This window comes from Paenibacillus sp. BK720 (assembly GCF_011761545.1).
Taxonomy (GTDB): Bacteria; Bacillota; Bacilli; order Paenibacillales; family Paenibacillaceae; genus Pristimantibacillus.
Genome location: NZ_JAASRQ010000003.1, coordinates 139,912 through 152,631, shown reverse-complemented (window position 1 = coordinate 152,631; position 12,720 = coordinate 139,912). Strand labels below are relative to the sequence as shown.

Annotated in this window: 13 protein-coding genes, 1 pseudogene and 1 riboswitch; of the genes and pseudogenes, 5 read left to right on the top strand and 9 right to left on the bottom strand. The window is 51.9% G+C overall.

Annotated features, from left to right (window positions below):
* Positions 1–18: 18 nt before the first annotated feature.
* Positions 19–2,223, top strand: a complete 2,205-nt coding sequence (locus FHT67_RS12725; protein ID WP_167198649.1) for an MMPL family transporter — start codon at positions 19–21, stop codon at positions 2,221–2,223.
* A gap of 178 nt (positions 2,224–2,401) precedes the next feature.
* Here FHT67_RS12725 and FHT67_RS12720 read toward each other — a convergent pair whose 3' ends face one another.
* Complete coding sequence (locus FHT67_RS12720; protein WP_167198646.1) at positions 2,402–4,228, bottom strand: amino acid permease; 1,827 nt, start codon at positions 4,226–4,228, stop codon at positions 2,402–2,404.
* Between the two features lie 153 nt (positions 4,229–4,381).
* A riboswitch (cyclic di-AMP (ydaO/yuaA leader) is annotated at positions 4,382–4,569 on the bottom strand.
* 288 nt (positions 4,570–4,857) lie between these two features.
* Here FHT67_RS12720 and FHT67_RS30670 point away from each other — a divergent pair.
* Positions 4,858–5,163: a hypothetical protein gene (locus tag FHT67_RS30670; RefSeq protein ID WP_481856703.1), complete on the top strand. Its 306-nt coding sequence runs from the start codon at positions 4,858–4,860 to the stop codon at positions 5,161–5,163.
* Between the two features lie 576 nt (positions 5,164–5,739).
* A complete protein-coding gene (locus FHT67_RS12710; RefSeq protein ID WP_167198643.1) occupies positions 5,740–6,855 on the top strand; it encodes a PdaC/SigV domain-containing protein in 1,116 nt (371 codons plus the stop codon).
* A 93-nt stretch (positions 6,856–6,948) separates the two neighbouring features.
* Here FHT67_RS12710 and FHT67_RS12705 read toward each other — a convergent pair whose 3' ends face one another.
* From FHT67_RS12705 to FHT67_RS12690, 4 genes and pseudogenes are all read right to left on the bottom strand, one after another.
* Complete coding sequence (locus tag FHT67_RS12705) at positions 6,949–7,227, bottom strand: hypothetical protein (protein WP_167198640.1); 279 nt, start codon at positions 7,225–7,227, stop codon at positions 6,949–6,951.
* A 122-nt stretch (positions 7,228–7,349) separates the two neighbouring features.
* Positions 7,350–8,093: an SDR family NAD(P)-dependent oxidoreductase gene (locus FHT67_RS12700; protein WP_167199674.1), complete on the bottom strand. Its 744-nt coding sequence runs from the start codon at positions 8,091–8,093 to the stop codon at positions 7,350–7,352.
* A 15-nt stretch (positions 8,094–8,108) separates the two neighbouring features.
* Positions 8,109–8,276, bottom strand: a pseudogene (locus FHT67_RS12695) (SDR family oxidoreductase); the annotation flags it as partial.
* 257 nt (positions 8,277–8,533) lie between these two features.
* Positions 8,534–9,355 (bottom strand): (2Fe-2S)-binding protein, encoded by an 822-nt coding sequence (locus FHT67_RS12690; RefSeq protein ID WP_167198634.1) that lies wholly within the window; start codon positions 9,353–9,355, stop codon positions 8,534–8,536.
* 149 nt (positions 9,356–9,504) lie between these two features.
* Between FHT67_RS12690 and FHT67_RS12685 the strand changes: the two genes are divergently transcribed.
* On the top strand, positions 9,505–9,801 hold the full coding sequence (locus FHT67_RS12685; RefSeq protein WP_167198631.1) for a hypothetical protein: 297 nt from the start codon (positions 9,505–9,507) through the stop codon (positions 9,799–9,801).
* Between the two features lie 39 nt (positions 9,802–9,840).
* Here the strand turns inward: FHT67_RS12685 and FHT67_RS12680 are convergent, their stop codons facing one another.
* From FHT67_RS12680 to FHT67_RS12670, 3 genes are all read right to left on the bottom strand, one after another.
* Positions 9,841–10,047, bottom strand: a complete 207-nt coding sequence (locus FHT67_RS12680; RefSeq protein ID WP_132312856.1) for a cold-shock protein — start codon at positions 10,045–10,047, stop codon at positions 9,841–9,843.
* A gap of 78 nt (positions 10,048–10,125) precedes the next feature.
* Complete coding sequence (locus tag FHT67_RS12675) at positions 10,126–10,326, bottom strand: cold-shock protein (protein ID WP_012772304.1); 201 nt, start codon at positions 10,324–10,326, stop codon at positions 10,126–10,128.
* A 169-nt stretch (positions 10,327–10,495) separates the two neighbouring features.
* Complete coding sequence (locus FHT67_RS12670) at positions 10,496–11,392, bottom strand: ADP-ribosylglycohydrolase family protein (RefSeq protein WP_132312855.1); 897 nt, start codon at positions 11,390–11,392, stop codon at positions 10,496–10,498.
* Positions 11,393–11,533: 141 nt separating this feature from the next.
* Here FHT67_RS12670 and FHT67_RS12665 point away from each other — a divergent pair, with 141 nt between their 5' ends.
* Positions 11,534–11,821: a hypothetical protein gene (locus FHT67_RS12665; RefSeq protein ID WP_167198628.1), complete on the top strand. Its 288-nt coding sequence runs from the start codon at positions 11,534–11,536 to the stop codon at positions 11,819–11,821.
* 111 nt (positions 11,822–11,932) lie between these two features.
* On the opposite strand, the gene FHT67_RS12660 is transcribed toward FHT67_RS12665, so the two are convergent.
* Positions 11,933–12,718, bottom strand: a complete 786-nt coding sequence (locus FHT67_RS12660) for a TatD family hydrolase (protein WP_167198625.1) — start codon at positions 12,716–12,718, stop codon at positions 11,933–11,935.
* Between the last annotated feature and the right edge of the window lie 2 nt (positions 12,719–12,720).

The window sequence follows — 12,720 nt, the reverse complement described above, 5'->3', positions numbered from 1 at the left end:
ATAGGGAGATGAGAAAAGATGAACGGATTGAAACGCATAGCGGATGCCGTCAGCGGCAAACGGGGACGATGGATCACTCTGGTGCTGTGGATTGTTGTTGTAGGTCTTGCCAACGCCCTCCTGCCCTCCTCCAGCGATCATAAGGACGATGCCGCAGCCAATCTTGTGAGCAGCGCCCCGTCCGTGCAGGCCGATGCCTTAAACGAACATAACGGCATTCCGGCTATTATCGCTTGGCATAGAATCGCGGGTCTCACCGATGAGGACCTTAGCCGGATCCAATCTTTATCCAAGAAGCTGGCGGATGAACCGCTGCCGCGGCAGACGGAGCTGCCGCCGCTTCACGAGATGCCGCTTCCGGCATTAAAAGCGATGGTATCCGAGGACGGTACGACCTTCCTGCAGACCGTTGTATTTGACAAGAACGCTTCTTCCGACGATCTGAAGATCAGTCTGGAGCAGCTGCAGGCGGATGCGAATGGCCTTTTTCCATCCAAGCCGTTTGACGCCGCCCTAAGCGGGGAAGGCCTTGTCGGCCGGATTACCGGTCCTGCCGGTATCGGCGTGGATGCCACCTCCCTGTTCAAGGACGCGGACGTGTCCCTGTTGATCGCAACAACGCTGCTTGTGCTCGTTATTCTTTTATTCATTTACCGCTCGCCTATTCTTGCACTCATCCCGCTGGTTGCGGTTGGCTTCGCTTACGGCTTGACCGGCCCGATTCTAGGCTGGATGGCGGACGAAGGCTGGATTACGTATGATTCGCAGGGTTTATCGATCATGACCGTGCTGCTCTTTGGCGCAGGAACCGATTATTGTCTATTCCTGATTGCCCGCTTCCGCAGCGTACTGACTACCGAACCGGATAAAAAGCAAGCCTTGCTCAAATCGCTGGGCGACTCCGGCGGCGCCATTACGATGAGCGGCTTGACCGTAGTGATGTCTTTGCTCGCGCTGCTGCTGGCCGAATACGGCGCGATTCACCGCTTCGCGGTGCCGTTCAGCTTGTCGATCCTCATTATGATGATTGCAAGCCTGACGCTTGTACCGGCAATGCTTGCCATTCTCGGCCGCGCTTCCTTCTATCCGTTCGTACCGCGTACGCCGGAGATGACGGCTGCCCGCGCCGCGCGCAAGAACAAGCCGCTGCCTGCGCCAAAGACCAAAACAAGCTTTGGCATCCGGCTAGGCGAAGCCATCGTGAAACGTCCGAAAACAATTGCTATCTCGACGTTAATCGTGCTTGGCATAACGGCGGCTTTTTCGACTCAAATCAAATTTACGTACGACACGCTGTCTTCTTTCCCGAAGGATATGCCTTCCCGCGAAGGCTTCGACTTAATCGGCGACCACTTCTCCAAAGGAAGTCTGGCCAAGGTACAGGTGCTCGTGAAGACCGACGGCAAAGCCTTGCCGCTTGATCGGAAGCTAGGAGAGCTGGCGAATATCAGCAGCGTTTCCGAGCCTGCAGCGAACACGAAGGATGCAAGCATCGTATCCTACAATGTTGAGCTTGCGATGAACCCGTATTCGATTGAAGCGCTCGATATGATACCGGTGATCCGCTCTGCCGCGGAACAATCGCTATCGGATGCCGGCATTACGGATGCAGCAGACAAAGTATGGATTGCTGGCGCGACCGCCGAGCAATACGATACCCGGCACGAGACAACGGGCGATGCCTATCGAATTATTCCCGTTATTATCGGGATGATCGCCTTGCTCCTGCTGCTCTACCTGCGTTCGTTTGTGGCGATGCTTTACTTGATGGGCACCGTGCTTCTCTCCTACTTCAGCGCTTTAGGCATAGGCTGGCTTGTCGTCCATTACCTGTTTGGCGCCGAAGCGATTCAAGGTCTGATTCCGCTTTACGCCTTCGTCTTCCTGGTCGCGCTGGGCGAGGACTACAACATCTTTATGGTGTCGAGCATCTGGAAAAAGAGCAAAACGATGCCGCTTAACCGCGCGATCGTAGAGGGCGTTGCACAGACCGGCGGGGTCATTACTTCCGCGGGTATCATTCTTGCAGGTACCTTCGCCGTCCTCGCGACGCTGCCGATTCAGGTACTGGTGCAGTTCGGCACGGTGACCGCCATCGGCGTTCTGCTCGATACGTTTATCGTCCGCTCCTTCCTCGTACCGGCGCTGACGGTATGGATCGGCAAAGGGGTATTCTGGCCGTCGAAACAAAGAGCCGCTTCCGTTAAGGAAGCGGAGTTGTAACCCGCCCGGGCGGGTGCCGTCTGCTTAACGATGCGCGGTATCGTTAAGCTGGCCCAAATCTGCGCTTTGCGCGCAATTTCGGCTGTTTTTCAACGCCTTAACGATGCGCGGCATCGTTAAGCTAACCCAATCTGCACCATTAAAAAAGCCTCGGTCCCGACGGGACCGAGGCTTTTCGCTATTTTTTCAAATGGTAAGGCACGGTAGTGATGATGACATCCTTGCGGTACAGCAGCTGGGCACGGAGCATCAAGCTCGTTTGGTTATGCAAAATGTTGTGCCAGCCCTTCTTCGGAATAAACTGCGGAATAATGACGGTTACCTGGTAATTGTTCTCGCTCGCCTTGCGCTGCACGGTATCGATAAACTTGAAGAGCGGATTCGAGATCGAGCGGTAAGGCGAATGCAGGGTTACAAGCCGGACATCCGGCTGGAACTTCTCCCACTTTTCTTCGAAGATGGCTTCATCCTCTTTCTCAAAAGGAACGTACACGGCAATGATCTGTTCCGCCTTCAGCGACTTGGCATACAGAATGGAATGCTCCACCACATGCGTAATCCCCGAAACCGGCAAAATCATCACGTTGCCTTCTATCGGCATCACAGGCTCGCAGGTTGCGAGGCGAAGCTGCTCGCCCACGGCTTCGTAATGCTTCTTGATCCGGTGGAAGACGAAAATAATAAGCGGCAGGAAGATCAGAATCGACCATACCTGTTCGAACTTCGTCAGGAAGAACATGATCGTTACGATAAAGCTGATCAAGGCGCCGATCGAGTTGATTGTGAACTTGCCGACCCAGCCCTTCGGCCGTTGGCGGAACCATTTGACCAGCATCCCCGTCTGCGACAGCGTAAACGGGATGAATACGCCAACCGCATACAGCGGGATGAGGTGCTCGGTCTTGCCCTGGAACGCAACGATCAGGATGATGGACAGAATCCCCAAGCTGATAATGCCGTTCGAGTAACCGAGACGGTCACCGCGTGCCGTGAACATTCTCGGGATGAATTTATCCTTCGCCAGGTTAACCGCAAGCAGCGGGAAGGCGGAATAACCGGTGTTCGCCGCCAGGATCAAGATAAGCGCCGTTGTACCCTGGATAAAATAATACATCGTATGGCGCCCGAATATCCCTTCGGCAATCTGCGATACAACCGTCACGTCTTCCTTCGGGGAGACGCCGTAGTAGTAAGCGAGGAACACGATGCCCGAGAACAGGATCGAGAGCAGGCCGCCCATCGCCAGCAACGTCTTGGCCGCATTATTCGGCGCCGGATCCTTGAAGTTCGGAATGGCGTTCGAGATAGCCTCAACCCCGGTCAGGGCCGAGCTGCCGGATGCAAACGCACGGAGCAGCAGGAACAGGCTGATGCCCGCAACCGGCGTGCCTAACGAGGTGTGAAGCGCAGGCGATACGTCGCCGGCGGCGATTTTGTACAAGCCGACAATGACCATGACAACAATCGCCAGCACAAACAAGTAAACGGGATAAGCAAGGATAGACGCGGATTCCGTCACGCCCCGCAGGTTTAATATCGTAATAAAAAGGACAAACAGGATAGAGATCAGTACCGAATGCTCATGCAGGCTTGGAAAAGCCGACGTAATCGCGTCCGTGCCCGCCGAGACGCTTACCGCTACGGTCAAAATATAATCGACCAGCAAAGCGCCGCCGGATATGAGGCCCGGGAATACCCCGAGGTTTTCCTTCGATACGACATACGCTCCTCCGCCATGCGGGTAGGCAAATATGATTTGCCGGTAAGACAGGATAAGTGCCGTTAATAAGACCAGCACCCCGACACCAATCGGAATCGAATACCAAAACGCCGCTGCGCTAACGGTCATCAAGACGAGCAAAATCTGCTCTGGCCCGTAAGCAACGGATGATAAGGCATCCGAGGACAGGATCGCAAGCGCCTTCGTCTTAATGAGCTTCTGTTCCCCTAATTCCGTGGACTTGAGGGGACGCCCGATCAGTAATCTTTTGATAAGAGTAAACACACAGGTCACCGCCAAAGTTGAAGTTAAACATCTAATACCTGGATACTTGGCTACTCAAACACTTATCAGTGCTAATGTAACCACCTTTTCATTTTTCTACGCATAGAAAAAAGACCGCAGAGTATCCTCCCGCGGCCCGTAAATAACCGAAGTTCACCCTCTCTATCAACGCTTACAAGGTTAGCTGACGGATTCGGGCGTCTAGAGTCGCCCTACGGCCTGCTGCCGCAACATTGCGGCCGGCATGCCGATTCACCCCGGCGACAAGCATAAACGTTCCTGCCTATCGCATTTGGTTCCCCTGCTTTCCGTTTCTAACGGAAACTCAGCGAATACGAACATATGAAGTTTTGCAGATTTGATCATAGACCCGTTTCCCCTTTCCTGTAAACCATGATATACAAGCGAAAAAGGGCAGATTAGTCTGTTTTCCGCTCATGAATGCGGATACATATTTAGTTCGCTCTCGGAATGTCCGAAATAAACCGCCATGCTTTCTTTTACCTTGCAATCGGCAGATAATCCCTGATATGTCAGTGGAGATTGGCTATTATCTGATAGGCATGCTCTATTAAAGTCGCTGTAAGCAAAAAAAGCGCAAACCTGCCTGTGGCTGGCCCGCGCTTTTTTTGCTTTTATTTCGTAAGACGGAACGATTTGGCTTCCGCATCGCGGCTGTTAGGGCCCACAAAGACATGGAACTCGCCCGCATCTCTCTTCAGCTGCAAATCCGCATGGTAATAACGAAGCTGCTCCTCGGTAAGCTCAAACGTTACCGTCTGCGTCTAGCCTTGCTGGATAGCCAGCTTCCGGAAGCCCTTCAGCTCCTTCAGCGGGCGGACAACCTCGCCGACAACATCGCGTACGTACAGCTGGACAACCTCTTCGCCTGCGGCAGCCCCGGTGTTGGTTACGTCAATCGGCTATTTGCTTGAATAGCGTAGTGATTGGCGGGCATTGTCGCTGCGCAAAAGACATGCTCCTTCGATCGCTGTTGTACCCTGATTTCCTTGAATATACCGCTGTGCGGTAGAAATCCGGATAAAAAGGCGAGCGCTGCGATTCTCAGCGAGCATGTCTTTCGCTACGCTCCGGCCCTGCCGCTCTTCAACCGTTTAATCTGACAAGGCTAGATTGGATTTAAATAGGTTTTTACGGGTTCATCCATCGTTTTGCTGGTTAAAGATATACAAGAGGCCTCATCGTTCTACCCCAATCTCGGGTTTGCCTACGAAGAGATCTATTTGATGCTTTTGCTTAAACGGATTCCGCCCTTCTTGCTCTCGCACGAGTTCCTGGCTAAAACAGTCAAGATTGTTAACGGCCTTAACTACTCGGGGCATTAAAGCGAATTTACCATTAAAGACGCCCGATGGATACCGATCACCTTGGGAGGAGACGTCTCCGATCGGCCGGAATATAAATTAGTTAAGCAATGAAACTTTTCGATACACTCATCCGTCTACTTGGTGATTTCAATTTCCGAACCTATATTGAGGAGGCCATCCATCATGAAAAAACCTTTCAAAATGCTTACTATTGCCGTCGCCGGCTCTTGCCTGCTTGCCTATACTCCCGCGCTTGCCCTGGCAGCGGAATCTACTGCCGCACCTGTTGCCGTTACTTACGAACCGATCACAACCGTGCCAATCAGCGCAGTGCTTCCCGATACGCAAGCCGTTAAAGTAACAACGAAAGTAATTGAGGAAACCTCCGATCTGCTTACCGTAAAAATCTCCGTTCCTGTGATCAGCGGTATGCTCGATACCGCCTATCAAGATAAATTAAACGCCACCATCGAGGAAAAAGCGACCAAAGAAATCGACAAGCTAAAGGCTATGGCGGCCGATGACAAAAAGTCCGCCGCAGAGAACGATTATCCGTTCCGTGCTTATGAGCTTAACGTAGCCTACGAGCTGAAAGCCGACGGAAGCACGGCCGCGAAAGGCATCGTCTCGTTCACCGTGTCTACTTACGAGTACATGGGCGGCGCCCATGGCGGTACTGCCGTAGAGGGCTACAATATCGTAAACAGCCAGCAGGCTGCCGAGCTGACGCTTGAGCAGGCGCTTGGCGACGGCGGCTTTGCGGCAGCCAACAGCGCGGTGCGTTACGCCATCAGCAAAAACCCGGATAACTTCTTCCCGGACGCCATGACAACGTTCAAAATCGGTGCTGATCATACTTATTTCGTTGACGGCAAAGGTATCGTCAATCTGGTGTTCCAGCAATACGAGATTGCGCCTTATGCCGGCGGAATCATCAACATTCCGGTGGATGCCACCACATCGGTCGGCCCAACCTTAACCTTGTCCACCAAGGATCTGACGGCTGGCCCGAACGGCGCCCATTACATTCCGCTTCGTAAAGCTGCGGAGGCGCTGGGCTACAAGGTAAAATGGAGCAACAAAACGCAAAGCGCGGAAATCTCCCGCGATGCGCAATGGACTTTGGTAACCGTAAGCAAAAACAGCTACACCATTAACAAAATGGCTCCGGTTCAGCTGTTTGCCGCGCCTAAATTAATGAAAGGCTCGCTCTATGTGCCGGATGAATTCTTCAGCAAAATTCTTCACCTCGATCTGAAGAACAATACAAGCGATAATTCGGTAACGATTAAAGGATAGCCGCTGTATCGCAATAACATGGGAACATAAAAAGGCCATTTGCCCCAAACGGGCAGATGGCCTTCTTCTTCGTTACGGCGTTAGGTTAACCGATTAGTCTTCATGCTCCGCAAAGCCGTTCTCGACGAGATAATCCATCTCCATATCGAGAATTTTCTCGACGGTTACTTCGTCCAGCTTCACGTCGCGCTGCTTCAACACATAATCGACCAGCTCATCGCTGTCGATATCGATCACTTGACCTTTAGCCGAGCTTTGCGCCTTATCGATAAAAGCCTGCTCGTGCTTCAGCACCAGGCTGATCGTATCAGCCGATACCTTGGTCTTCTCCGCCAGATAGTTCACCAATTCTTGTTCATTCAGTTCGCTCATGGTTATTACAGCTCCTCGAATTTCAAATTCTTGGACTATTGTACCATTCCGGGAGCCAGATTCAAAAACCCGCATAGAAAGCCCCCTAACCAAATGGATAGGGGGGTCGCCGCCATTGATCGTTATTGCGCCGTATAACCGCCGTCTACGGTCAGTGTCGTACCCGTAATGAAAGACGCGTCCTCGCTTGCGAGGAAAAGAACCGACTTCGCAATTTCCTCCGGCTTGCCGAGACGGCCCATGGGATGCAGATTAATCAGATATTGGCGCGCCTCTTCGCTGCCGCCTTGAATAAGCGGCGTATCGATATAACCCGGGCAAACGGCGTTTACGCGGATATTTTGCTGCGCGTAAGCAATCGCCGTGCTTTGCGTCAGCAGCTTCACGCCGCCTTTCGCCGCCGAATAAGCCGGAATCGTGTTGCGGGCTACATGACTATGAATCGAGCCGCAGTTCACGACTACGCCGCCAGTGCCCTGCTTCAGCATCTGGTCAATCGCGTATTTATCGCACAGGAAAACGCCTGTCAGATTGATGTCGATCATGCGCTGCCAGTCCTTCATGGACAGCTCATGGGTAACGCCTTGCGCGCCAATGCCGGCATTCGCGAACAGGATATCCAGCCTGCCGTATTTTTTCACCGTTGCGGCAACCATCGCCTTAACGCTTGCTTCTTCGGCTACGTTTGTTTTTACGAATAGGGTATCGAAGCCCTGACCGTTCAGCTCTTCGGATACCGCTGCGCCGCGGTCCGAGAAATCCGCGATGACAACCTTCGCTCCTTCGGCCGCAAATGCACGGACGGTCGCTTCCCCAATGCCGCTTGCTCCGCCGGTAACGATTGCTGCTTTGTTTTCGAAACGCATCATGAAAGCCACCTCTTATATAAGAATAAATAATTGCTTATCTAGCCATTGCGCCTCCATCGAAAACCATCTTGGAGCCCATTCAAGCATAGCCGTATTAATGTACCCCGGATGAATCGAGTTGACCCGTACGCCGTGAATGGCAAATTCCATCGCTGCATCCTTCGTCATCGCCCGGAGCGCAGCTTTTTCAACTACTTAATTACCAGAAATACCCTAACTGATCGATATTGCTACCCGCTTCCGCAAAGCTTAGTCATTCTACTTTCATTGGTGGGTACCATTACCATCAGTAATTCCTTGGTTAAGGTCAAATTCGGGGACCTGAAGAAGCTGCTCAATAGCGAGCACTCCTACCTGCGAGCGGATAACGGATAAATGAAAAAAGAGTATCTTCACCGGGATAACCGGGAAGATACTCTTTTTTGCCGAAGAAGAGATTAGTGCACTGCGGCTTCCGCGAGAATTTCGCATTTTCTCGCTTCCCGCTCCTCGCTCGTCATACGCGGGCATGTGTAGCATTTGGTTCCGTTCTCGCGGCGGTCGTACATGCAGCAGGAAGAGGGAATGAGCCATTTCTCCTCCGGCTTATACGGGTTCTCCACGTAACGCGGATTCGCAAGATAATAAGGATTGCGTCTGCGGTTGAACAAGGCAGGATCGAGGAATTCCGCAAGCAGCTTGCCGTCCGCCAGGAATTGCTCCGTGAGCTGAGGCATTTGCATGTGCTCCGCGATAAAATCCTGCGTCATCTTGAGCTGGCCGCCGAACTGCTGCCAGATCGCATCCGGCTTCAAGTCACCGGCCTCGGCAATCGCCTCAATCGCAGGCGTAACGAAATTGGTGAAATATTCCGCCCAGTGTTGAAGCAGGAAGGCTTTGCGTTCCTCGGGCTCCGTTGGCACCGGAATGGAGCGTAGCTCTTTTATTTTATAACCAAGATGGGCATGATCGTCATGCATCTCCACTTGGTAATTGATATTGTCCGGGTACATATCGAGCAGCTGATTATACATCGAAGCGAACAGCAGCTGTACGATGCTCACCTTGCACAGGGAAGTTCCGATGAACGACGCCGGCAGCGCATTCGAGATCGCCTGTACCGTCTCCCCGCTTCGCTGAAGCGCCTCTTGCAGGGTGGCCGGGTCAAAAAAGCCCGTTGCCGGTATATCGTAAATCGGATGCTCCGCCCCCTCGGGCGAAATATGATAATACATCTTTACGAGACTAAAATCGAACAACGTCTCCGACCTCCGTTTCATGATTTCCCTAGGCCTCCGGCCCGCCAGACTGCCTCTTTCATCCTATGTAAAGAATCCTCTTATATGATAACGATTCTCATAATCGCTGTCAATTTAGAACCGCATAAGAATCGCCCTTTTGCCTAAAGCTGTAGGTAGAGGTGAACCTTATGATCTTTATCATCGGAGCAGGGCTCGCCATAGCCGCGGCCATTGTCGGATGGATCAGTTACCGGAGCCAGACGGGCAAATCCGTCCTTGGCGGTCTCGCCGCCATCGCCATCTTCCTGGCCTCCACCGTTATCGCCACATCCGCCACCCGGACCATTATGGACAATACCATCTACATGACCGAGATCCACTCGGTGCTGGGATCGCCGACTTTTATCATTAGCACGGGGTACTTGATGGTGTACGGCATCGCGCGGATGGTTGCGGGGATTGGGCGCGGGGCGGCCCGGACATGAAAAAAAGCATCTCCCGGCTAAGGAGATGCTTTCGTTCTTCTATTTCTGATAGCTGTAGCTCGTATTCGCCACCACAGCCAGCATTCGTTCTTCCTTGATCATCGGGGATTGGCATAGGAAGCACACGGGAGCTTCGGATAATGAGAAGTTATCCCTCATCCATCCCTTGCATTGCTCGCTAGAGCATGACCATACCACTGTTAATTCAGTAGGCAGTTCTTCAGCCGTCTTTTTCCGAGAATACATTCATATCCCTCTTTCCTCTGATCTGTAATAATGAAAAAAGCCCCAAACCTTGAAGTCCGGGGCATTTTTTACGTAATCCTACAGTTTTACAACGTTTTCCGCTTGAGGACCACGGTTGCCTTGTACGATGTTGAACTCAACGCGTTGACCTTCGTCAAGGGATTTGAAGCCGTCGCCTTGGATAGCGCTGAAGTGTACGAATACGTCGTTGCCGCCTTCAACTTCGATGAAGCCAAATCCTTTTTCTGCGTTAAACCATTTAACTGTACCTTGTTCCATGTTCAATTACCACCTTGTATATGATTTACATGACATTCTTATTTTGTTCAAAAAATAAAAAATTCACATATCGTGCAGGATTATTTCCTTTGATAAAAATAACCCTCTACGAGATGTGAATTCAGGTCACGTTTAATAAATTCATTATAGCACATCCAAATGGAAATAGCTAATACCAATGGAATCCATTAGGAAAATAATTTCGAATACGGTACAAACGTTCTGAAATCTCATCTAATCGGTCCTTAACGAGCAGAACACTCGAGTAATTAGAGGGGATTTCTGGATAGCCGCAAGCGATACCTGCAAGACCGCCGGCAATAGCGCCGATGGTGTCCGAGTCTCCTCCTAAATTGGCTGCTTCCTGCACGACCCCGCTAAAGCTCGAGGAATGAAGAAGAAGATGAAGAACCCACCGGAAGGTATGAACCACATAACCGCTCGGCTCGCAGTTGGGTGCATTCGTCAGCATATCCTCGTATTTGGTGCCGGTAATTTCTTTTTGTATGGCATGCTTCAGCTCCTCGCCCTGCAGCAGCCGGTAAGCTATTCGATTATAGATGATGCAAGCCTCATTGCATGTTTCATCGTAATGAGTCATTTTCGACTGCTGTCTGGACACCCGCTCGATATCCGTTAGCTTCCGGTAAGCCAGAGCCACAGGCAGACATCTCATTAACGAACCGTTGCCGCCGCTTTGTCCGAGATCCAGATCCGTCAGGAAAGCCGCCTCGAACCAATTTCCCTCGTAATTGTGAAAAGCATGAAGAATCGTGTTCCCGATATCTTTGGGCTTGGATTGATGCCAGTTCAGAAAATGCCGTCCAATCGACTCCACAGGAGCTGCCGGATTATCCAGAATCCCCTCGGCCACGCATAATGTCATCATCGTATCATCCGTCACTTCGCCCGGTGCAAGCTGCCATACCCCACCGCCGATGATTTCGGTTAGGTAACCGTATTGATGCTTGATCTCGCGGGCGGTCATAAATTCCGTCGTTCCCCCAAGCGCATCTCCAACAGCAACGCCATATAACCCGCCTTTGATTTTATTGAACAGATCCATAACGAGATGTTCCTCCTTTATCTAAGAAACATTTTCCTATCCGGTGCGTTATTATAGGCAATCCGTAACAAGCTTTGAATTGAGGTGACCCATGAAGACTTTAGACGGCCTCTAGCTTCCCCCTAAGGAGGTTAGAGCGTTATGAGCAGAAGTTTCAAGAAATCGCCTGCATGGACGGAACAGCGTACACCAAATGCCGTATGGGCTAAAAGACAAGCCGCAAAGGCCGTACGCCGCTTCGTCGTCGACATTTCAAACGGAAAATGGTACCGGAAGCTGTACTGTCCATGGAATATTTGCGATTACCGCTTCTATAAAACGAAGCAACAAGCTATTCAAGAATGGGAGACATCCCGATGGCCAAGAGACCTGGCAATGACTAGAGAAGAGGTTATTGACGAGTGGGCCAAGTGGTATAAAAGAAAATGAGAAAACCTTTGACTTAGGGATCAGGCGTAAGGGGTAGGTTTCAAGTTTCAAAGACGGTAATAAGCGCGAAGCGTCGGCCATGGGAAGCCCTGCGCTTCGTTTTCCCTATGCTTAGATGCGGAAAAAGGCCTTCGCCGTCTGCGTAGTTGCCCGTGCCACTTCATCCGCCGGTTTCCCGATACACTCCGCAACCGCCTGCAATATATGCGGGAGAATAGTCGGTTCATTCCTTCCGTCCTTCGGCTTCTCCTTCAAATCCCTCGGCGTCAGGAACGGCGCATCCGTTTCGATCATGAGCCGGTCCAGCGGAATAATCCGCACCAGATCCCGGAGATGCTTGCCTCTCCGCTCATCGCAAATCCATCCCGTAATCCCGATATGGCAGCCCATCTCCAGATACGTCTTCAGCTCCTGCAGCGTACCGGTAAAGCAATGCACGACTGCATTTTGCACGCCATGCTCCTTCAACATCCCAACAAAGTCCGTCGAAGCCTCCCGTTCATGAAGGAACAACGGCATATCCAGCTCAAGCGCCAGACGAATCTGCTCCCCGAACCATTTCCGCTGCACATCCCTCGGCGAGAAATCCCGATTGTAATCCAGCCCGCACTCCCCAATCGCAACGACCTGCGGCATCGCCGCCAACTCGCGCAGCTTCGCAATCGTCCCTTCATCACAATTCTTCGCATCATGCGGATGCACACCGGCCGTGGAGTACAGCTTCCCGGCATACCTCCCGGCATATCGAGCCGCGTCCACACTATTCCTTAGACTGGTGCCGGTGATGATAAGAGGCGTCACTTGGTTCTCCGCCGCTCTGGCCACAATCTGGTCACGATCCTCATGAAATGATCGGTGCATCAGGTTTACGCCGATATCTATAATGGAATTTGTCATGG